This window comes from Tumidithrix helvetica PCC 7403 (assembly GCF_965232925.1).
Classification (GTDB): domain Bacteria; phylum Cyanobacteriota; class Cyanobacteriia; order Pseudanabaenales; family Pseudanabaenaceae; genus Tumidithrix; species Tumidithrix helvetica.
In genome coordinates, this window is record NZ_CBDDRA010000017.1 from 1 (window position 1) to 21,486 (window position 21,486).

A 21,486-nucleotide genomic window follows, 5' to 3' on the forward strand; every position below is an offset into this window, starting at 1 on the left:
ACTCGAATCCTTGCATTTATTGCCTACTTCAACCGTACGATGGCAAAGCCTTTTAAGTGGACTTATAAAGGAAAGGCTCTGGCAGTTTAACGGTAGACATTTTTACGCCGTAGTGTACTAGCTTTTTTACCGCAGAGGCTTCTAAGTCCAGTCACAACTCCTAATCCATCACCTACTCTGTCTTCAACTATTTCAGTAACTGTAGTGTTAATAATCGATTGCAAATTGCTCCAATCTTGTACGTTTCCAATAGGAACAGTAACACAACCTAGAGAAACTCTTCCAGGATGTAGTCTGAATTGACCCCGAGGAACCCCAGGGACTAATGGAGAATCATCATACCGATCGTTCAAAGGCTCACTATCACGTCTATCTAATCGATACCAATTAGGGTCGGGTGTGAAATGAAGGATATCATAAACGCCCACAGGAATTGCTCCTGCTTGAGGTACGCTATCAAATTGAGCGCCCTGAAAAATTCCATATCCTGAAAACGCTTGAACAGTCACCCTCCTGTCAGTGGTGAGATCAATTACTGTCAAAGTCTGTCTAGAAATACTGAAATCTGCTACAACAAGATGACCAAATGGATCGGTTCCATTCATTGGATCATTTCCCACATAACGACAGAGATTCATATCTTCACCTGCAAAACTAATAGGGTCTTCTGAAATAAACCTACCAACCGCAGAATCGTAATACCTCGCACGATAATAATAAAGTCCAGTCTCCGTATCAAACTCCCGACCCGTAAAGCCAAACCGCGACTTCACAAGTGGCGCACTCTGAGCCGTGACATTGCCAAAACTATCGTACTTGATGTGCTTTTGCACCACACCCGCACTACTCACCAAATCCCTCACCGTACCCAAATAATCAGAAAGCGTCCAACTTACCTGACTACTTGCCTCCACCGCCAGCACCTGATCCAGATTCGCCCCATAGAGATATCTCTCCTTGAGAACGCCAAGCCCAGTCAGCACCAACATAATATGGTCGCGATCGTACACATACCGTTCCGTTGTGGCAGCACCAACACCCGCACCATCAAGGTCAACTTTTTGGCAATGCGGCGATCGAAAATATCGTACTTAATTATGATAGAGATAGATAAACATTCTATTACATTGAAGGTTTTTAGTATTACCTTCCTTTCTGAAAATTAATTTTCGAGTCATAGTAACAATTCTGATTTTCATTTACGCCTTTGCCGCAGGGAACAAGGCTTGAATATAATTGAAAAAGACCGATCAATGTATAGCTTAAATACAAAAGCTGGAAAGACAAGATCAGCATAGGCATTGAAAAGATTATTTTCTTGTGTTTTGCAGAAGGTTTAAAGTTTGCTGAAAAAAATAAAAACAACAAAAAAAACAAACTTATCGATATTCCAATTATTGAAAGACCAATACTTGCTCCAAGTACATCTATATTGACTGCGTGCTCGTAAAATCCACCAATATCGGTATAAGGGAAAAGAAGCTCCTCCTTAATGATAAGAGTTGATAAAACAATAACAGCAAAAATCACTCCAAAAAAAACAGTTAAACAAATCATTTGAATTTATCAGAACATCCACTTCTATTTATACCTCTGAAAGACTTAACACCATACTGAGCCTCATTGCCTCCTTTTTCATTAGGTTTCCAAAAATCATTTAAATAATCAAATATATTTCCAGCTCGAAATGCACCAACTAGAGCTTGCTGATCTCTAAGCGATATTTGACTAGGATTACGTCCAGGCAAGTAAGTATTCTGCAAATAAGAAAGATATCTTCCTGCAATAATAATGTTCTGTATTGGGTCTTGAAGTGAACTAATTATTCGTAAAGATTGTTCTCTAGAGATGATCTTTGGATTATAACCTAGGACTAATGCAGCGGTTTCAACCTGTACTTGAACATTCCCAAAAGACGTTTGATTTGCAGGTTTAGAATATGGAAAAATTGTCCGCAATGCATAAAAAATATCATCCGCAAAATCTGGATCTCCGCCAACTTCTCCCCACGCAACGGCAGCTAAGAGCTTTGACGGAATGTTTAATTGGTTCGCCACTGTGTTGATTGTATCTTGATAACCACAGACCCATTGGTTTTTGAATCTAACGACATAACTAGGATCATTAAGTAGTTTCCATCTACCTATGTCAATAATATCCCACTCATTAACGTTTGCTGGACGACTAAATTGTCTGGATGAATCAATTACTTCTTGATGGATTGAAGTTATCGGTGTTTCTCTTGTCAGTTGCTCTCTTTGTCTAATAGCCTCACCAAATATTATATTGGAACCATTGTTGCCAGTAGGGTCGGTAAAATTTAAGGCGTTGTTCCGCACATACCTATTTAAGTTCGCATCACCACCCGCAAAACCAATTCTATCCTCACTAATAAACCTCCCAACCGCAGAGTCATAATAACGAGAGCGATAGTAATAAAGCCCAGTCTCAGGGTCAAACTCCCTCCCCGTAAAGCCAAACCGCGACTTCACAAGTGGCGCACTCTGAGCCGTGACATTGCCAAAACTATCGTACTTGATGTGCTTTTGTACCACACCCGCACTACTCACCAGATCCCTCACCGTACCCAAATAATCAGAAAGCGTCCAGCTTACCTGACTACCCTCCACCGCCAGCACCTGATCTAGATTCGCACCATAGAGATATCGCTCCTTGAGAATGCCAAGCCCACTCAGCACCAACATAATATGGTCGCGGTCATAAACATACCGCTCAACTACTGCCAACCCCGCACCCGAACCATCAAAGTCAACACTCTTGGCAATGCGACGGTCAAACATGTCGTATGTGTAGGTCACAGACTTTGTTAACACCCCACCACTGGTTTTCGTATCCACACCCGTCAAACGATTTCGATAATCCCACACATAACTCGTCACCTCACCTGTGGCAATATTTGTCCTTTGCGTGCGATTTCCCTCATCATCATAGAGATAGGTAAACGTTCCATCTGACTGCAAACGATTATTTGCCGTCGTCACATAACCCGTGCGATTTCCCAACGCATCATAGCTAAACACCTCAGATGTTTGATAACTATGGGTCGCAGCCGTAAGCTGACTCGTGGCATCATACCCATAACCACTACTGCCATCCACCGTTGTCAACTGCGTCACCCTTGCCGCAGCATCATAGGTCAGACCATTACTATTAATCGTCACCGCATTCCGCACATGCGTCAGAGCCGTTAACTTACTCGCCAGATCGAATGTCAGATTGCTATTCACCACAGGTACAGACTGATCTGTACTCGCAAACCTGTTGATTCCCGACATTCTTCCCACCGCATCATAGATCAGGTCAACCCGCTTATTGCTCACACCCGAACCCGATTGCGTCACTTGGGTTAAACGTTGGAGCGCATCGTAACCAAACGCCTGCGTTCCTTTCAAAACTCCCGCGATAGTATCGGTCAAACTGATGCGATTTCCTGCGACATCATAGGTCGAGGTCAAAATCACATTCGGCACACCCGATGTTCCCGTACCATCCACAATGGTTTGTCTACCTGCCCCGTCATAACTAAAGGCATAACGCGAACTCGGATCGATCGCGCTCACTACCTGACTTGCAGCATCATACCCATACAAAAAGCTTGCTGTCACCGCATTTGCCGCATCTAACCACTGCTCTGCTAGTAAGCGACTGATCCCGTCATAGATATATCTTCGGGCGCGGTTATTTCGGTCTACCATGCGCACCAGATTGCTGGCATTATCGTAACTATAGGTACGAGTTTTGTTGAGCGGATTGGTTTCTATGGTTAAGCGATTGAGCGGATCGTATTGATAGCTGGTGGCATTGTTTAAAGCATCGGCGATCTGCACCAAGTTTCCATTCAAGTCATAGCTCAAATTCGTGACTCGGTTCAGTGCATCAATAATCTGAATCTGCCGATTTCTGCTGTCATAGACATAGCTTGTGGTTTGGTTCAACGCATTCTTTACCGACAGCACGTTACCGACTCGGTCGTAGGTGGTTGTGGTGGTTTGGTTGAGCGGATTGGTGACAGTAATGCGACGGTCTAAACTGTCGTAGGCAAAAGTCGTGACTTGATTGAGCGCATCGGTGACAGAGATGAGGTTGTCAACGGGATCGTAGACATAGTTGGTGGCTTGATTGAGGGCATTCGTCTCTCTGGTGAGGCGATTCCTCGCATCATAGACATATTTCGTAGATTGGTTCAGCGCATCTGTGACAATGGTCTGGTTGTCGTCTAGGTCATAGCCATAGGTTGTGGTTTGATTGAGCGGATTAATCACTTGGGTGAGGCGATTTCTGCCGTCATAGCGATATTGGGTAACGCGATTGAGGGGGTCTGTCTCGGTGAGGCGATTGCCTGCGGGGTCGTAGGTGTAGGTGGTAACTGGGGAAGGGAGTGCGCCTGCGCCATCGGGGTCAGGCTGCGTAATCTGGATGAGGCGATCGAGCGCGTCATAGGCATAGGTGGTGACATTGAGTCGGGGATCGATCGCTGTGACTCGATTTCCCGCAAGGTCGTAGGTGTAGTTGGTGACAGGTGAGGTCAATGCGCCTGCGCCATCGGGGTCGGGTGCGGTCACGCGCGTTAGCCGATTCATCACGTCATAGGTGTATTGGGTGATGTTGCCTTTGGCATCGGTAAATTGGGTTTGATTGCCTGCTAGGTCGTATTGATAGTTGAGAACGGCTTGTACGGTTGTGCCTTGAGCGATCGTGACGCGAAACAGCCGCCCAAGGGCGCTATATTCGTTGAATATAATCCGTCCTAGGGCATCGGTAATCGTGCTGACTAGCCCTTTGGCGGTGTAGGTGTAGGTGGTAACTTGGGGATTACCTCCTACGGTTTGGGTTACAGATAGGGTGTTGCCGTTGGTGGGGTCGATTTGATAGGTGGTGATGCGTCCTAACTCATCAGTGATGCTGGTGATTTGGTTAAAGGTAGGATCGTAGGTAAATTGCTTGCCGTTTGCACCTGAAATTGTGTCTGCGATGCGGGTGACGTTGCCTTTACTGTCGTAGGTATAGTCGGTGTTTTGTCCGCGTCCGTTGCTGCTTTGGGTAAGTTGGTGTTGGCTGTTGTAGGTGTTGCTAGAGAGATTGCCTACGGGGTCTGTGCCTACAACCAGATCGCCGCGTTGGTTTAAACGCATGGTGCTGATGTTGCCGTTGCCGTCGGTATAGACTGCGGCGGGGCTGACGGCTTCGATTGCACTGGCTCCAAAGGCATTAGGCGCGGATAAGGGGTCGATCGTTTGGCTGGGTGGGTAGAGGGCTTTGGTGGCGATGGATTGGATTTGGATGTTGCTGTTGTCTTTGCGGGTGGCAGCTATGCGTGTGTTTTTAGCCAAGCGTTTAAGTCAGCAACTGTCTCAAGGTCAAAGATTGCTTCGGCGAGATTTTCTAGTTGCACCACAGATAGTTTAGAAATGCGATTTTTTAGTCTGGGGCTGACTTGACCAAATTTGCGGGTGAGTTGGCGCAGCAATATAGCAACTTGTCTCTGTAAACCTTTTTGCTCACCTAACTGTAAACCTCTTTGCTCGCCCTCTTCGAGGGCTTCTTGATAGACACGGGTTTTCTTTAAATCACTTTGCGTAAACATTTTCTCAATCTCCGTACGAGTTAATTTTGGGAATTTATATACCAGTACAGTCTCTATAAATTTTACTACTTCGGCTTGTAAATCTGTGTCGGTTTCTTGCTCAACTTTAGCCGCTATGGTTTTTGCCATCTCTGGGGCTTTTTGTTCTGAGGCTAAAATCAATTGGATAATCGAAAGCCCTGGCGAGTCAGTTTCTTGCTCTAAATAATCTTCTAAATAGACTCGCAGGATTCGAGTTGAGTCGATCGCTTCTTGACAATGTTTGGGAGGTTCTGGTTCGCAATTGGATCGGGCAAATATGGCTACGGCTTTCCAGTCTTGTTTGGGGCGATATTGTTTGAGGTAAAGTCGTATCTCTGCCTCAAAATCCAAGTAAAAATCATCGTTGAGTTGAAACTGAACTTCTGTGAAGTAAATCAGTTTATCGTCGGTTGATGGAATAAAAACGCCGTCAGTCCGAAACGCTTTCTCTTTAATTTCGATAGAACTAAATTGATAGCCTTCTGCTTCTGATGCGGGGCGATCGAGTAGCTCAAAAAGGAGCGAATGGAATGTTTGGAAGAGTTGATAAAAGAGCGTGTCCGTTTTCATGAGAGCTAAGCATAGCATGATGCTTGAGCTATGCAAACATGTTGATTGTTCACCCTGCTTCTCGTTGTTACTCTAATATTTTTCTAGTCCTGAAATTGACGATAGTTAATACATTCACTCCAAGACGTAATTTGCAATGATATCCATTGTCATCGATAAAATCATCTCTAAAAGGGATACTACCAATATCAATTTCTCCATACACTTGTAAATTATGTCCCTGTTTGTTTAGGTCATTTATTATATCGATAACGCCTGTAAGTACTTGATTGTGCAATTTCTCATTGATATTGATTTTGAGTTGCTCAAGCAATTCCTTAGTCTGTAAATCATCGGCTTGCAAGAAGTTTTGAAGCGAGAAATCTTCCAAATCATTCTCATCTGTGCGATCAAGAGATATTTCTTGATATGTATTAACTATTTCAGGGTTAATTAAAGATTCCCAAATTTGTCTCTCATCAGGTATATCATCGCATGCTTCTTCATCAGGAATAGTATCGGCATATCCTGTCGAAATGGTTAAATCGCAACATATCATCAAGCCATAGCAATATCCATCTTCTTCGTCAAAATCAGAACAATACTCAATGGAATCATATCTTTTTTCAATAATCTTTAGATCGTGTCCTAACCTATTCATTGCTTGCACAATGCATCTCAGTCTTGCCTCCATAAGCGGCATTAGATAATAGTAAGCTTTTTCCTCTAGCGAATCTGCAAGCGCACGTGATGCCCATGGAGATTCGCCAAGTTCTTGGAATTTTTGAGATGAAAATTGTATTAGTGAAGGCAACATACTCTAGCGATCTATCCCTGGATGATTAGTATTTCTTCCATTTTTCAATAACCTTTTAGCTTCAGTACGTAGTAGTTCTTTCAGTGGATGATTTTTTTCAAGCTTTCCAGCAGCATCTCGTAAAGCGTTACCCGCATTAATGTCAACTGCCCCATGACCTCCAGATCTTCCACTCTGTCCATCTCCTTGATCTTCTCTTGCTTCTTGTCTTGCGTCTTGCAACGTCTTCCCTTTAATTTTCCCAGCAATATCGCGTAATTCCTTATCAGTTTTTCCTTCTAGATCTTTTTTAGACGGTATTTCAGGTACATCAACTGGTAAAAACGGAGGAAAGAGAGGCTGAGGAATGGGAAAACCTTGAGGGATACTACAGATTCCACCAATATCCTCGAAATCTCTGCCGCGATTAATTGCATTTGGGTCTGAATATCGCCCACTAGGAGATATGTGTATAGAGATATCACTATTTCTCCTTAAGCATCGAACCCTCAAACACTAATTGACAACTTTTTGGATTTCGCACCACAGCACTTAGTATATATGATATTTTGCCAAATTGCGGGTATTTAAATTGTAAGAAATATAGATTTTCCAAAAGCCTATTGACTTAGTGTGAAAAACACACTATATTAGATGGTGTAGAAATTACACCATTACAAGTAATTGATCACAACCCAAATGAACAGTGCATTTGAACTCGCGGCAGGCTCGGTAATTGGGAGAAACCATCTACAGGTTGGCAAAAACAACCAAGATGCTTACCACACCTTGCGCTCTGAGTTGGGCACGATCGCAGTGGTCTGTGATGGATGTGGGAGTGGGAAACACAGCGAAGTGGGCGCAAAAATCGGCGCGAAACTAACTGTTCGAGCGATCGCAGCACAATTAAACAGACAAGCCGCTAAGGGGGAGGATGAAATTGGAGAAAGCTTTTGGCTTACAGTTCAAGCAGATTTACTGCTGCAACTCCGAAACATGCTCGAAGCGATCGGTGGTTTGAGTGGGGATATTCACAAGGATAGTCAAGCAGAGAGTGCTTTTTTTAGCATCATTAACGACTACTTTCTATTTACGATTGTGGGCGTACTGATTACTCCCAAAGAAAGCATTACCTTTGCGATCGGAGATGGTGCGATCGCTGTGAATGGAGAGATATCAGAATTTAGCTTTCCTAATAATACACCTCCCTATTTAGCCTATGGACTGTATCGCCCCGATCTCGTTCCTTTCCAATTGCATCACCGTTTGGCAACGGAGAATTTGAATTCCGTACTCATTGGAACGGATGGTGTCAGCGATCTGATTCATGCAGAGATCAAGTTACTACCCAATGGCAAAGAAGTCGTCGGAAATATCGCTCAATTTTGGCAACAAGATCGCTATTTTACCAATCCCGATCTGGTTCACCGCCGTTTAGCTTTGATCAATCACGAGGTCACAAAACCTGACTGGCAAAATCAACGACTCGTAAAATCCGTAGGACTTTTACCCGACGATACGACGTTCGTGGTGATTAGAAGGTCTAAAGCTAAAATATTAAGCGACCAGCTTTAGAGAAGATACAGTTGCTTCGTTTTGTGGTTCAATCCCCCCAGCCCCCTTACAAAAGGGGGGAGAAGACGAATTCCCCCTTCTGTAAGGGGGATGCCCGACAGGGCAGGGGGATCGAAACCTCTCGGACACATGAAATATGTGTATACAGTAGAAGAGATTAAAAGCTTCTCAAACATCCTCCTTCTAGAATATGGGGAATAGGTAAAATGGAAGTCTATATCAATCAAAAAAGAATACGCCTCAACCCTCGTCAGACCATTGGTAAAGGTGGAGAAGCCGATGTTTTCGATATTGGTGGTGGGAAAGCCTTAAAACTGTTTAAGCAAGCCGATCACCCCGATTATCAAGCATTACCTGAGGAACAGAGAGAACGAGAGCAAGCCGCTGCGATCGCGCGTCTAAACACCCATCAACAAAAACTCGCCGCCTTTCCACAAAACCTACCTAGCCGCGTGGTCAAGCCAGAGAGTCTCGCCACCGATAAACAAGGTCAAAGGATTTTGGGCTATGTGATGCCACTGTTAAAAGAAACAACACCCTTACTGAAGTATAGCGATCGCACGTTCCGCAGTACGAGTGGAATTGGCAACCAAGCGATCGCGGCAATCTTCCAAGATTTGCATGGCACAATTGCTAGGATGCATGAGGCAAAAGTAGCGATCGGGGACTTCAACGATCTGAACGTGTTGATTTATAAAGACGAAGCCTATCTGATTGATGCGGACTCGTTTCAGTTCGATAACTATATGTGTGGTGTTTTCACCAGTCGCTTTGTCGATCCGCTGTTGTGCGACCCGCAGCAGAGCAAGCCGATGTTACAACAGCCGCATAACTTTGACTCTGATTGGTATGCTTTCGCTGTAATGTTGATGCAATCTCTCTTATTTGTCGATCCCTATGGAGGTGTGTATAAGCCCAAGGATACGAGCGCAAAGATTCCCCATGAGGCGCGATCGCTAAATCGCATTACGATTTTCCATCCCGAAGTCAAGTATCCCAAGCCAGCAATTCCCTATAAAGTTCTGTCTGACGACCTGCTGCATTACTTTCATCAATGCTTCGAGCAAGATTGGCGGGGAGAATTCCCTAAGACTATCTTGGAATCGATGCGGTGGCAAAAATGCTCTCAGTGTGGGATCGAACATGCTCGGAGTTCTTGTCCTAGCTGCAATTCGACCTCTATCCCTACCGTAAAAATTTCTGCTCAAACTGGAATCTGCACGGTTCGGACTGTATTTACTACGGAGAGTGTTATTCTCTGTGCGAGTTTAGAAGGCGATCGCTTGCTGTGGCTCTATCACGATCGCGGGGCGTTTAAACGTGAAGATGGCACAACGATTCTCACAGGTGAATTGGATTCGCAATTAGAATTTCATCTCAAAGGAAAGTCTACATTAATTGGAAAGCAGAAAGCTATGATTACGCTTGTACCTCCCGCCACTTCTATGCCTCAGCCACCACCCCAAGTCAAGGCGGCAGAAAGATTTGCTGTCAACGAATCGAGTCGTTATTGGATTGATAACGGACAACTTCTAAGAGATGGACAGTTCGGCTCGGAATATATCGGGGATGTTTTATCAGGACAGACGCAATTTTGGGTGGGCGATCGTTTTGGATTTGGGTTCTATCGAGCGGGCGAGTTAAATGTATCGTTCGTCTTTGATGCCAAGCATTCTGGAATCAACGATCGCGTCAAACTACCTGCATGGCAGGGTGAGTTAATCGAGGCAACTTGCAGTTTCAGTCAAGAATACTGCTGGTTCTTTACTGCCACCCAAGAGCAGGGCAAGATCGTACATCGCGCCAACGTTATTCGTTCTAATGGTGAAGTAATTGCCACATTATCGTTAGAAAAGAATCGTTGCTCTAGTTCCGCCGCATGGCTCAACACTATACATGGTAAGTATGCTATCAATCAATTTCTCCTCGCCGCGACCGATGAGGGCATCGTAAGAATAGAGGTGCAAAATGGACAAATCGTTCAAACTAAAACTTTCCCTGAGACAGAACCCTATGTGGATGCCAATAGCCAGCTCTTTGCCAGTAGGGACGGCATCTATGTCGTGAATGGTAAAAAGATTGATTTCTTACAACGAGAAGGGTAGGGGAAATCCCCCTGTGGTTGCCCAAATCCCTAGGGATAGTCACACACCGTCCGTTATCTATATAGGTCAAACAAATTCCATTAAATCCAATTCACATCACATCGCATCAAAATCATGAAAACACAAATGACACAGTTACCAATTCCTACCTTTTTCGATCGCACCAAAGTAAGTCAAGTCTGGCGGGTTCCCTATCAAGAACGAGCAAGTCAAGCCGAAGTTTGGGCAAAACAGCAGGGGATTTTACCTGCGGCAAAAGACAAAAAGCGAATTTGTCTGATGGCGATCGACGTTCAGAACACCTTCTGCATTCCCGATTTTGAGCTTTTTGTAGGCGGACAGTCTGGCACTGGAGCCGTAGATGACAACATCAGACTCTGTGAGTTTATCTATCGTAATTTGGGCGCGATTACCGAAATCGCCCCAACGATGGATACCCACACTGCCATGCAGATTTTCCATCCTGTATTTTGGGTGAACGATGCAGGCGAACATCCCATTCCTGCTGCCACCACGATTACGCTCGACGAAGTCAAACAGGGAAAATGGAAAGTTAACCCCGCGATCGCCTATAGCTTGGCAAAAGGCAACTATATGGCATTGCAAAAGCACGCCCTGCATTACGTACAGAAACTCAGCGATGAAGGCAAATATCCTCTCACCGTTTGGCCCTATCATTCCATGCTCGGCGGCATCGGACATGCCCTCGTCTCGGCGGTTGAGGAAGCGATGTTCTTCCATAACATCGCACGGCACAGTCAAACCAATTTTGAGATTAAGGGTGGTAATCCTCTCACAGAGAACTATTCCGTCCTGCGTCCTGAAGTGCTGGATGGTGCAGACGGCAGAGCGATCGCGCAGAAAAACACTCGATTCTTGCAAAAACTGCTGGAATTTGATGCCGTGGTCATTGCAGGACAAGCGAAAAGTCATTGCGTGGCATGGACAATTGATGACCTACTCACAGAGATTCTTGCCAACGATCCTAAACTCGCTAAGAAGGTCTATCTCTTGGATGATTGCACCTCACCTGTAGTCGTCCCAGGGGTTGTGGATTTCACACCCCAAGCCGATAAAGCCTTTCAACGATTTGCGAATGCGGGAATGCATCTGGTGAAGTCTACACAGCCGATGGAAACTTGGGCAGATCTGAATCTTGGATGAGAATTATCTTTCCATCGTAGGGGCAATTCATGAATTGCCCCTACGATGGAACAACTCTAGGTTCTCCCCTTCATAAGGGTGGCTGGGAGATCAAACCCCAAAAACGAAGCAAAGAACTTTACAAATGTACACGAACACCTAGCTTTTTAAGAGGAAAATCGTATGATGAGTATCAATTTGGATGGCGATACAGAAAGATATCTGGTGGCAATTCTTTCACAAGAAAGCACGACGAGTTCCGAACTGATCGATCGCCTACTTCGCGAATACTGGGAAACCATTCAACCCAAGAAAAATATTTTAGAGCGATTGCTATCGCTATAGCTGCTTAGAAATTCGACTAGATTCAAGCACTGTAAGTGCAACGTAACCGCAGAAATGAAGAGCAAAACTAAGTTAAGGAATGACAACCATGAATACACCTAACATCAACGATCTATTTCAATCAGCCCATGACGAAGGTATTCTCTCGAACCAATCGATGCAAGCATTGACCGTTTTCGATATTGGCGCTCAAATCCAAGCGGGTTTGGGAATCCATGTCGATGATGTGATGGCAAGCGAAGTCGTACTCGTGACGATCATGCCCGATGATTCTGGTTCCATCCAGTTTGGCAGTAACGCCCAAGCGGTCAGAGGCGGACATAATTCCGTCTTGGATGCCCTGCTTGCCTCGCAGCAGCAGGATAACATTCTCGCGCACAATCGCTATTTAAATGGCGATATTCTCTATCCCTATTGCCCTTTGTCTCAAGCCATCCGCATGGATACGAAAAACTATAACCCCAATAAAGGTACACCTTTATACGACCAAACCGTTGTTCTCTTGGGAACCGTTTTAGCCAAAGCGCAGGAGTTTTCTGATAATGGCGTACCCGTTCGTACCGTAACTTTGATTATTACTGATGGTGCAGACTGCCATTCAGTGAGGGCGAGTGCCAGAGATGTGGCAGCGATCGCTGAGGATATGCTGATGTCAGAAAACCACATCATTGCAGCGATGGGTATCGACGACGGTAGCACCAACTTCCGCCAAGTCTTTCAGGAAATGGGAATACGCGACCAATGGATTCTTACCCCTGCGAATAGCGATGCGGAGATCCGTAAAGCATTCCAAGTCTTTTCCCAGTCTGCGATCCGAGCTAGCCAAAGTGCGGCAAACTTTAGCCAATCTTCTTTCGGTGGTTTTGGTAGCCCTTAAACTGAGTGAATTCGATGAACCTCTCCCTCCTAGCCTATCTCTCCTAAAAGGCGAGGGAGGAGTAAGAAAAAATGGGGTTTTTAAGCCCCTCTCCTCGCAGGAGAGGGGTTGGGGAGAGGTAAAACATAGGGCTTCCGATTGAGTCATGATGAAACAATTGGAAGAAAGAACGAGAAAGTGCTTCCCTTTTCTAGTTCGCTTTCCACCCAGATTTTGCCACCATGATGTTCGATGATCTCTCTACAGATCGGCAGTCCCAAACCAGTTCCCTTGGGCTTGTTGGTCAAAATATCCCCAACTTGTTTGAACTTTTCAAAGATTTTGGGATAATCCTGCTCGGCAATACCAATGCCAGAATCTGTAAGCTTTACAAGAATGCGACCGCGATCGCGTTGAACCGAACAGGCGATCGTTCCAATGTCAGTGAATTTTGCCGCATTGGAGAGCAGATTGTCCATAACCTGAACGAGTCTATGCTTGTCAACCTCAATCGTGGGTAAATCGGGCGCTATATCTACGGTTAGTTCTAGACCTTTTTGTTGGAATAGTTGGCTGGTGTTTGCGATCGCCTGTTCGATCACTTCTGCGATCGTCACAGGTTCGATATGCCATTCCATTTTGCCAGATTCCATATTGGAAATATCCAGCACGTTATTAATAATTTCGGTTAATCTCTTTGTCTCTGAAACAATAATACTGAGGTTCTCTTCTACCTGTCGAATTGAACGCTTTACCTTCTTGTCTTCAGATAGGATCAGCGGGAATAAATTGTCTGCCAGTTTTCGATCTACGACCTTAGCAAATCCTAAAATCGAAGTCAGCGGCGTACGGAGTTCGTGGGAGACATTGGAGATAAAATCCGTTTTCATCCGATCGACTTCTTTCTCAGCCGTAATATCGCGGATTAGAATTACCGTACCAATACAAACATAAGATTCATTTGATTCTACAGACATGCGATTGATTGCCGTGGCGACAGCCATACCAAATCGACCTCTTGGCAGTTCAATTTCGGCTATAAAAATTTCTCGCGTGTATTGAATCGTTTTTTCAATCAATGCGCCCAATTCAAGATTAAATTTGTCGCGATGGTGGCAACCCAGTAAATGCTGACCATCCAAGTCATATAGAGAGGCTAAGGCAGGATTAACGCGGTCAACGAGACCGTTAATATCAATCACCAACAACCCCTCGCCTAAATTGTCAATAATGGCATTAAGATAGGCATTTGCTTCCAAGAGTTCTAGTTCTATGCGCTTGCGGTCGGCAATATTGTGAATTGCCGCAACACTGACGGTTTTGCCTTGATAGGGTAAGGCTTTACTCCTCACTTCAGAAATGAATGTCGAGCCATCCTTGCGTACAGAGGTGAGTTCGTAGACCTGCCCGTGATGTTCCTCGATACTTCGCTGTACCAATTCCCGAGACTCTGGCGTCACTAGATCGAGCGCATTTGTACCGATCAGATCCGAGGTTTCATAGCCTAACATTTCAGCTACTCGGGCATTCACCTCAAGAATGATCCCTCGATCGTGAATCACAATTCCTTCAAAAGTTGATTCGGCTAAGGTGCGGAATTTTGCTTCGCTTTCCTGTAGCGCTATTTCGGCTTTTCTTCTTTCTGCCATTTCCTCTGCGGTTCTCTCAGAGGTTTGCTCCGTAATATTTTCAATCGTAGCGAGATATTTTTCTTCGGTGAGCTGCTGTGATGTTTCTGCGGCTTTGGCTATCGCCATCAGATCGCCCACATTCTCGGACAATAGGGCAAACTGCTCTTGGGTTGAAGCCAATTGCTGTTCTTTTTGGGCTAATGCTTCTAACAAAACATGGATAGTCGTGGCAAGTTGAGGATTTTGCTCTTCAATATCTTCAGATAATCGCTCAGAGAGCGTTCCCTTTGTCAAGATTTCTGCAACTTCTAAACTGAGATTTTCGCTAAAATTTTCTAGCTTTGTGGCGGTTTGATTTTTCTCGATCAGTAGAACAGAAATTCCTACCACAAAGCCTGTGAGTAAAGGAAATATTGAGGCATCAGTATTGAATGTGCCAATTGCGCCAATCAGGGTGATGCAGATTAAAATGAGAATCTTAGGGCTTAGTCTCACATGTACCTACGCTGCTACTACTATCATTTCACAATCAACAAATCACGCGAGGCTCGCACTTCGTTTCTGGTTACCAGAAAATCCAGAAAATCCAGATCGAAATTTGACTGAACTGTAGGATATCAGAATCACCAATGATTGCAGTTTACTTTAAGAAAGATATTTGTATCTATTCTTTATTGCTTGATTTTAGATTACTTGTCTATACATGAGATCAAGCCTACCAAAATTTAAGCTGAAACTGACCTAAAATAATCATGATTTATTGCTAGCAACCACCCACGTAAAGGATTCAATGCTTGAGGCTATAGCGGTTAGCTTTTTGAAAGCCTTGCGATCTCAGCGGAGCGGGATGAGGAAATTGTTAGTGACACAATGTCGCTAAAAGACAAAGGGACGGGCATCAAGTAAACAGGCGTTTGATAGGAGGCGGTTAGAATTTTTGAGGCGATCGCTTCAGTTATTCCGCCCGGGGCTAAAAAATAGGGCATTACGGCAATTTGCTCAGCCCCTTGCTCGATCGATCGCTCAATCTGGGTTTCTAGGCTGGGTGGCACTGACCAATAGGCAGCGATCGCACCCACTAGGCTCGCTAGTTTTTCAATGGGTAGATTTGCCTGTTCGCGCCGACTACCATGGGCGATCAAAATTCTTGCTTTCTTTGGCGGGCTCGGACTGTTTGGATCGAGATCTCGCTCAAATTGGGTTTGAATCAGTTGAGGGATCTGCGGGCGATCTCCGAGGTGGGGCGCGATCTGAAATTGGAGGGTAGCAAAATGTTTCTGAGCGATCGCTACCTCTGTAGGAATGTCTTGACTTACATGCACGCCTGGGATCAAAAATAGGGGAGCGATCGTGATGCGATCGCATCCTCTTGCTTGAGCCTCCTGACCAAATTTTTGTAACTGCTGTGCCAAACTTAGTGGTAATCCCTCCAAGCACCCCCCACCAATCGCCATGGATGGTTCCTGCCGCTGGGCTAAGGTAACAATCTCCTGCAATACATGCCAAGATCGCGGATCGCGACTACCATGGGTGACTAGAAAACAAGCCGTCGGGGAAATCGTCATAGGTTATGTAAGATTTTGTCTGGGATTTTGAATGGATGGCATGTTCGATCGTTCCACAAATTTGTAATTTAGAACCAATCATATTTCTGGATTGAGACTTTTAAGCTTCGATACCAACTGGGAAAGTAGAATCAAATATTTGCTCAATCGTAAAAGGGCACTCCTTCGGTAAGTCTTTATAATCCAATGGGGTTTCGCGCACAACTAGATCCATTCCTGCTGTATAACCATCTGAAATTGCTTCGGGTAAGTAGGGTTTTAGACTCGGGTTTTTTGCGATAAGCTTTTGTACAGCCCTTCTTTGCTCTCGAATTGTTGCTTTCCAACTTTTAGTTCTAAGTTGAGGCTGTAAATCCCATTTCAATAAATGCCCGAGCAAGACTGCTAGACGATTCTCAAGTTGTTCTCTTTGTTGCTTCCCCAATGATTCGATTTCCTCCATTAAATTGAGCGTGTCAAGCTCTTGCCAACGCTTTTGTTGAATCAGTTTTGCTTGCTCAAATGCCCAAGCATGAAAATCGGTTTCATACAGGGTTGCTTGGTTATGATAGGTAGCGTCGCGAACATGAGCCATCTCTTTCTATGCTCCAAATAATCCTCAAGAACTAAAAACTTGACAATATATCGCTTTTACTTGTCTTTAAAAGGATACACAGTTGCTCATCGGTTCGCAATCCAGAACTGCTATCCTACTGACTTTTTACAGTGAGTTTTGGTCAAAGATACAACTAGTTAAAGCATTTTGTTTTTTGCTTCCATTATGGAATTTTGGCAAGATGAGAGCGATTTGTAAATTTCTGTAACGGAAATCTATGAAACTTGCCTAGATGTAGTTACCAAAAATGCAACAGCAAAGAAATTTGCCCTTGGCTTCGCTAAAGTTAAGGCATACGATACAAGACGGGGAACCCAGTTATGTACAAAAACACTTTAGGGCAAGGCTCGTTATTACTATTAGGAATAGTACTGGGATTGGGTTCGGTCGCGCCACTTGGCTCAGCCCAAATTCCTAATACCCGTCAGCAAGCAAAGATACAGACCGCACTTTTAGAGCATCGAAAGGAGCAAGAAAAGCTTCCTGAATATCTCGTTATCCTCAGTCAAGCAGGAACCCTAGACAGCTCTGCTGTCGGGATAGCAGCCATTCGAAGTAATACCTACAAAGCTTTTGAGAGAGCCCTAGCCGCAGGAAATACCATTCGTCCGCAGATCGAAACATTGCTGCAACAGTCAACTCCTGCTGGTCGTATTTATGCCGCAATCTTACTGGAACAGCTCGATCGCTCCGCAGGCGATCGGGCACTGAGACAGTTGCAGTCTGACCATACCCAAGTCACCTATCTGAATGGTTGCATTGGCACGAATTATAAGGTGAGCGAATTAGCTACCAAGATCCTGCAAGGTGACAGGATCGTAAGGTAGGATTAATAAGTTGAATCACAACAGGGAGACTTTTCTTTTCTTATTCTACTTTTGAGGATTTTCTCAATCCTCTTCTGATTTAGTTGAGTCTAGATAGAAATTCCATATGTGGGTACGACTTTAGAGAACTAGAAGATTAAAACATTCTATGAAGCGCAAAACTTTTACGGTAGGTTTACTCACTGCTACTACAGCGATCGCACTCAATGCCTGTAGCGATCCTAAAAAACAGATTCTTGGCAAGTGGCAAGTGGATGAAGTTCAGAGTGAAACCATGATTTTTGAATTTCTGCCGAATGGATCTCTGATGATAACTCTTAATGACAAACCCTTTCTCTCTGCCAATTATGAGTTTGCTGATGGCAAAATGACGATTAAAGCTGGTGTAGGCGATAATTCTACTTCAACGGTCAAATTTGAGGGCGATCGGATGATTATGACTCAGACAAATGGTGACAAACAGGCTTTTAAGCGTATCAAGTAAAGGACAAATAGGGATAGGTTGAGATGTTCCTAATTCCTGCAAAATACGAAGAGAATAAACATAAACTCGACGATTCCACGATTCAAAACGCCAAAAAATAGATGCAATAGGGTTGCAATCTAGCGAAATCTTAGATAATCTAATATTTAGTTTATTTTGTTAGACTATCTAATGGGATCGCCAAAATCTATTCGCCCCAAAGCTTCAAAGTCTACTGCGCCAGTTATTGACTCCACGCTGTCAGCACAATGTGCGGCAAAAGTGATGGAAACAATTCCTTTGGTGATGCGGTTTATTCGGGCTGATATGCGCGATCGCAAGGCAACAGAACTATCGGTTCCGCAATTTCGCACCTTGGCTTTTCTCGATCGCAATCCTGGTGCTTCCCTTGCCGAACTCTCAGAGCATTTGGGTGTCACCTGTGCCACTGCCTCTGCCAATACCGAACGACTCGTACAACGCAGCTTTGTAGATCGTTGCGACCACCCATCGGAACGTCGTCGCGTTTCGCTAAAACTGACCCCATCAGGTAAAGCCCATCTCGACCAAGCCAGAGATTTAACCCGTGCCTATATTGCCGATCTGCTGGACTCGCTCACAGAGGAGCAGATTGCCAAAATTGACGACAGTTTAGCGCTGCTCTATCAGGTGTTTGCCTCAAAATCTACGCCGTAAGGCTTTCATCACTTCAAAAACTATGAGTTCTCACCAGAAAATCCCCTCCCCACATTCTCCTGAAGACTCTTCTCAACATGCTCCAGAGATTACACCTCCCCCCGATCGCGATGCCTTTGCCGCGCTGCGATTTCGTGATTTTAGGCTATTTGCGATCGCCCGCATTTTAATTTTCACTTCTTTCCAAATGCAAACAGTAGCGTTGGGATGGGAAATCTACGATCGCACGGGATCGGCTTTAGCTCTAGGCGGTGTAGGACTAGCGCAGATTTTGCCCATGATTCTCTTGACGCTCTTTGCAGGGCATGTCGCCGATCGCCAAGATCGGAAAAGGACAATCCTATTCGCGATCGGTTTGTTGATTCTCTGTTCCCTTGGCTTGGCTACGGTTTCCTATAGTAAGGGAGCGATCGCTTGGATCTATACCCTGCTTGTTCTTATTGGCATGAGTCGAGCCTTTCTCAAACCTTCGAGCGATGCCTTTATCTGGCAATTGATTCCCGTCAGCGTATTTACGAATGCTGCCACTTGGAATAGCAGTGGTTTCCAAATTGCTGCGGTGGCTGGGCCCGCGTTGGGAGGATTGGCGATCGCTACCCTCGGCAGTGCCACGGGGGTATATTTACTTGCAGCCTTTGCAGCGGTTCTCTGCTTTGGTTCGGTGCTGCTGATTCCCATTCGTCCTGTCACCCATCGTTCGGAACCGATATCCCTCAAAGCCCTATCCGCAGGGTTCAAATTTGTTTGGCATAACCAGCTCGTTTTGGCAGCGATTTCCCTCGATCTATTTGCCGTGTTACTAGGTGGCGCAACGGCTTTACTTCCGATTTTCGCTAAAGATATTCTCCAAGTTGGGCCTTTAGAGCTGGGCTATCTCCAAGCTGCGCCTTCCATTGGTGCGCTGATTATGGCGGTGGCGATCGCCCATCTGCCCCCCTTTCGCCATGCAGGACTAGCGATGCTCTGGTCAGTGGCAGGATTTGGCATTGTCACGATTGTGTTTGGCTTGTCCCGCTGGTTTTGGCTCTCTTTGTTGATGTTAGCTTTTAGTGGCGCGTTGGATATGATTAGCGTCGTCATCCGTCATACCCTCGTGCAGATTCGCACCCCTAACCATTTGCGCGGTCGCGTCTCTGCCGTCAATAGTATTTTTATCAGTGCATCCAACGAGCTAGGCGGTTTTGAGTCGGGTTTGGCGGCGGCGATATTTGGCCCTGTAATTGCGGTAGTTGGGGGTGGCATTGGCACGATCGCGGTGGTCTTTGCCACTCTTGGGCTTTTCCCCAGCCTTAAAAAACTCGGGGCGTTGGAAGACTATAGAGAGAAGGAATCTGACTCCTTAAAAGCGGCTGAATTGGAAGAAAAAGAAGGTATGGCTTAAGTTAAAGCAACATGCCAAGGTGTAAGCTAATTACAATTAGATACTTTGGTTATGACACCCTTACCTAAATATCGACCTCGGCAATTAACGCTGGGGCCGTTAGAATCAGAAATTCTCAACATCATTTGGGATTTGGATTTAGCTACTGTCAAAGATGTGCTCGATCGCATTTTGGCAGATCCAGATCGCGAACTCGCCTATGCTTCGGTGATGACGGTCTTGCGACGGCTTCAGCAAAAAGGTTGGCTTAGTTGCCAAAAACAAGGACGTGTTTTTTATTGGCAGGCACTCGTGTCGCGCCAAGAAGCCAAAGCCTTAGAGGCTTATCACCAACTCAATCGTTTTTTAGAAGTGGGCACGGCCGATATCGTAGCAGCCTTTGCGGACGATCTCGATCGAACCAGTCAGGCAAAAATCGAAGCGATCGCGGCAAGGCTCAAAGCAATTCGTCAAGCAAGGGAGTCGGAATAATGCACCTAGCCATGATTTTGGTTGTAATTATCTGTGCTTTTGGTTTGCGTTGGAGTTGGTCAACCTCTACGGGTACTGACTGCCTCGCTTCTTGGTCGCAACGTTGGCAGAGAAGTCTAATCCTGTTTTTGCTGCCGCCTCTGCTGGCGATCGCGACCGCAATTTCTGTGATTCTGATGGGGACGCAAGGACAGATGATTGGTTTGCCTGCGGGCTGGTTTAGCTATGCAATCGCTTGGGGATTTCTCATTTATAATTTCTTTTTGCTCGTGCAACTGATCGTGACAGGCTGGCGATCTCTGCATAAAATCGACACCTACGCACAAGTGGAACTGGGTGGGCAGTCGGTGAGGATTCTAGAACTATCTACGATGTTTGCGGCTCAGATTGGATTTTGGCAACCGCAACTGGTGGTGAGCCAAGGCTTACTAGAAAATCTTGACGAACCGCACCTTAAAGCCGTAATCCAACACGAGCAGGCTCACCTGCATTATCGCGACACCTTTTGGTTTTTCTGGTTGGGTTGCATCCGTCAAATTACATTTTGGCTGCCAAACACGCAAGCGATTTGGGAAGAGTTGTTGATTTTGCGAGAATTGCGCGCCGATCGCTGGGCGGCTCAATCTGTGGATACCTTGCTTTTGGCAGAATCGATTCTATGGTTAGTTTGCGATAAGACGGATTCCGTTGAGATTTTTTCTGCGGCATTAAGTCGTTGGACTACCCGCGATCGCCTTGAGGAAAGAATTGAAGCCCTGCTCAACCAGCCCGAAGCACCAGCTCAAATGCATTCATGGTCTTTTGCTTGGCTATTACTAGCTTTCCTTCCTCTTATTTCTGTCTATTTCCATTCTTAAAAAGA

The 21,486-nt window shown here is 45.2% G+C and carries 20 protein-coding genes; 11 read left to right on the plus strand and 9 right to left on the minus strand.

Annotated elements, in window-relative coordinates; all coding sequences use genetic code 11:
- Positions 1 to 86: 86 nt before the first annotated feature.
- From ACP2WE_RS15835 to ACP2WE_RS15860, 6 genes are all read right to left on the minus strand, one after another.
- On the minus strand, positions 87 to 1,010 hold the full coding sequence (locus ACP2WE_RS15835; RefSeq protein WP_425216516.1) for an RHS repeat-associated core domain-containing protein: 924 nt from the start codon (positions 1,008 to 1,010) through the stop codon (positions 87 to 89).
- A 133-nt stretch (positions 1,011 to 1,143) separates the two neighbouring features.
- A complete protein-coding gene (locus ACP2WE_RS15840; protein WP_425216517.1) occupies positions 1,144 to 1,557 on the minus strand; it encodes a hypothetical protein in 414 nt (137 codons plus the stop codon).
- The gene (locus ACP2WE_RS15845; protein WP_425216518.1) at positions 1,554 to 5,351 is read right to left on the minus strand and encodes an RHS repeat-associated core domain-containing protein; all 3,798 of its coding nucleotides are present in this window, start codon (positions 5,349 to 5,351) and stop codon (positions 1,554 to 1,556) included. The genes ACP2WE_RS15840 and ACP2WE_RS15845 overlap by 4 nt, the downstream gene beginning before the upstream one ends.
- Positions 5,330 to 6,196 (minus strand): Rpn family recombination-promoting nuclease/putative transposase, encoded by an 867-nt coding sequence (locus ACP2WE_RS15850; protein ID WP_425216519.1) that lies wholly within the window; start codon positions 6,194 to 6,196, stop codon positions 5,330 to 5,332. Before ACP2WE_RS15850 ends, ACP2WE_RS15845 begins: the two co-directional genes overlap by 22 nt.
- 67 nt (positions 6,197 to 6,263) lie before the next feature.
- The gene (locus tag ACP2WE_RS15855) at positions 6,264 to 6,992 is read right to left on the minus strand and encodes a hypothetical protein (RefSeq protein WP_425216520.1); all 729 of its coding nucleotides are present in this window, start codon (positions 6,990 to 6,992) and stop codon (positions 6,264 to 6,266) included.
- A 3-nt stretch (positions 6,993 to 6,995) separates the two neighbouring features.
- The gene (locus ACP2WE_RS15860) at positions 6,996 to 7,484 is read right to left on the minus strand and encodes a hypothetical protein (protein ID WP_425216521.1); all 489 of its coding nucleotides are present in this window, start codon (positions 7,482 to 7,484) and stop codon (positions 6,996 to 6,998) included.
- A gap of 186 nt (positions 7,485 to 7,670) precedes the next feature.
- Here ACP2WE_RS15860 and ACP2WE_RS15865 point away from each other — a divergent pair, with 186 nt between their 5' ends.
- The 5 genes from ACP2WE_RS15865 to ACP2WE_RS15885 all read left to right on the plus strand — a co-directional run bounded on the left by ACP2WE_RS15865 (position 7,671) and on the right by ACP2WE_RS15885 (position 13,016).
- On the plus strand, positions 7,671 to 8,546 hold the full coding sequence (locus ACP2WE_RS15865) for a protein phosphatase 2C domain-containing protein (protein ID WP_425216522.1): 876 nt from the start codon (positions 7,671 to 7,673) through the stop codon (positions 8,544 to 8,546).
- Positions 8,547 to 8,752: 206 nt separating this feature from the next.
- Positions 8,753 to 10,651 carry a hypothetical protein gene (locus ACP2WE_RS15870; protein WP_425216523.1) on the plus strand — a complete coding sequence of 633 codons (1,899 nt, stop codon included), beginning with the start codon at positions 8,753 to 8,755 and terminating at the stop codon, positions 10,649 to 10,651.
- A gap of 114 nt (positions 10,652 to 10,765) precedes the next feature.
- On the plus strand, positions 10,766 to 11,815 hold the full coding sequence (locus ACP2WE_RS15875; protein WP_425216524.1) for a cysteine hydrolase family protein: 1,050 nt from the start codon (positions 10,766 to 10,768) through the stop codon (positions 11,813 to 11,815).
- A gap of 162 nt (positions 11,816 to 11,977) precedes the next feature.
- Positions 11,978 to 12,139 carry a hypothetical protein gene (locus ACP2WE_RS15880; protein WP_425216525.1) on the plus strand — a complete coding sequence of 54 codons (162 nt, stop codon included), beginning with the start codon at positions 11,978 to 11,980 and terminating at the stop codon, positions 12,137 to 12,139.
- An 88-nt stretch (positions 12,140 to 12,227) separates the two neighbouring features.
- Positions 12,228 to 13,016, plus strand: coding sequence for a hypothetical protein (locus ACP2WE_RS15885; RefSeq protein WP_425216526.1), 789 nt, complete (start codon positions 12,228 to 12,230; stop codon positions 13,014 to 13,016).
- 143 nt (positions 13,017 to 13,159) lie between these two features.
- Here the strand turns inward: ACP2WE_RS15885 and ACP2WE_RS15890 are convergent, their stop codons facing one another.
- The 3 genes from ACP2WE_RS15890 to ACP2WE_RS15900 all read right to left on the minus strand — a co-directional run bounded on the left by ACP2WE_RS15890 (position 13,160) and on the right by ACP2WE_RS15900 (position 16,765).
- Positions 13,160 to 15,121 carry a PAS domain-containing sensor histidine kinase gene (locus ACP2WE_RS15890; protein ID WP_425216527.1) on the minus strand — a complete coding sequence of 654 codons (1,962 nt, stop codon included), beginning with the start codon at positions 15,119 to 15,121 and terminating at the stop codon, positions 13,160 to 13,162.
- Positions 15,122 to 15,435: 314 nt separating this feature from the next.
- Entirely contained in the window at positions 15,436 to 16,191 is a 756-nt protein-coding gene (locus ACP2WE_RS15895; RefSeq protein WP_425216528.1) for a sirohydrochlorin chelatase, read from the minus strand.
- Between the two features lie 100 nt (positions 16,192 to 16,291).
- Positions 16,292 to 16,765 (minus strand): DUF29 domain-containing protein, encoded by a 474-nt coding sequence (locus ACP2WE_RS15900; protein WP_425216529.1) that lies wholly within the window; start codon positions 16,763 to 16,765, stop codon positions 16,292 to 16,294.
- 341 nt (positions 16,766 to 17,106) lie between these two features.
- Here ACP2WE_RS15900 and ACP2WE_RS15905 point away from each other — a divergent pair, with 341 nt between their 5' ends.
- The 6 genes from ACP2WE_RS15905 to ACP2WE_RS15930 all read left to right on the plus strand — a co-directional run bounded on the left by ACP2WE_RS15905 (position 17,107) and on the right by ACP2WE_RS15930 (position 21,481).
- On the plus strand, positions 17,107 to 17,613 hold the full coding sequence (locus tag ACP2WE_RS15905; protein WP_425216530.1) for a hypothetical protein: 507 nt from the start codon (positions 17,107 to 17,109) through the stop codon (positions 17,611 to 17,613).
- A gap of 148 nt (positions 17,614 to 17,761) precedes the next feature.
- The gene (locus ACP2WE_RS15910; RefSeq protein ID WP_425216531.1) at positions 17,762 to 18,097 is read left to right on the plus strand and encodes a hypothetical protein; all 336 of its coding nucleotides are present in this window, start codon (positions 17,762 to 17,764) and stop codon (positions 18,095 to 18,097) included.
- Between the two features lie 171 nt (positions 18,098 to 18,268).
- Positions 18,269 to 18,772 (plus strand): MarR family winged helix-turn-helix transcriptional regulator, encoded by a 504-nt coding sequence (locus ACP2WE_RS15915; protein WP_425216532.1) that lies wholly within the window; start codon positions 18,269 to 18,271, stop codon positions 18,770 to 18,772.
- Between the two features lie 22 nt (positions 18,773 to 18,794).
- The gene (locus tag ACP2WE_RS15920; protein WP_425216533.1) at positions 18,795 to 20,153 is read left to right on the plus strand and encodes an MFS transporter; all 1,359 of its coding nucleotides are present in this window, start codon (positions 18,795 to 18,797) and stop codon (positions 20,151 to 20,153) included.
- A 51-nt stretch (positions 20,154 to 20,204) separates the two neighbouring features.
- Positions 20,205 to 20,624: a BlaI/MecI/CopY family transcriptional regulator gene (locus ACP2WE_RS15925; protein WP_425216534.1), complete on the plus strand. Its 420-nt coding sequence runs from the start codon at positions 20,205 to 20,207 to the stop codon at positions 20,622 to 20,624.
- Positions 20,624 to 21,481, plus strand: coding sequence for a M56 family metallopeptidase (locus tag ACP2WE_RS15930; RefSeq protein WP_425216535.1), 858 nt, complete (start codon positions 20,624 to 20,626; stop codon positions 21,479 to 21,481). Before ACP2WE_RS15925 ends, ACP2WE_RS15930 begins: the two co-directional genes overlap by 1 nt.
- Positions 21,482 to 21,486 lie beyond the last annotated feature (5 nt).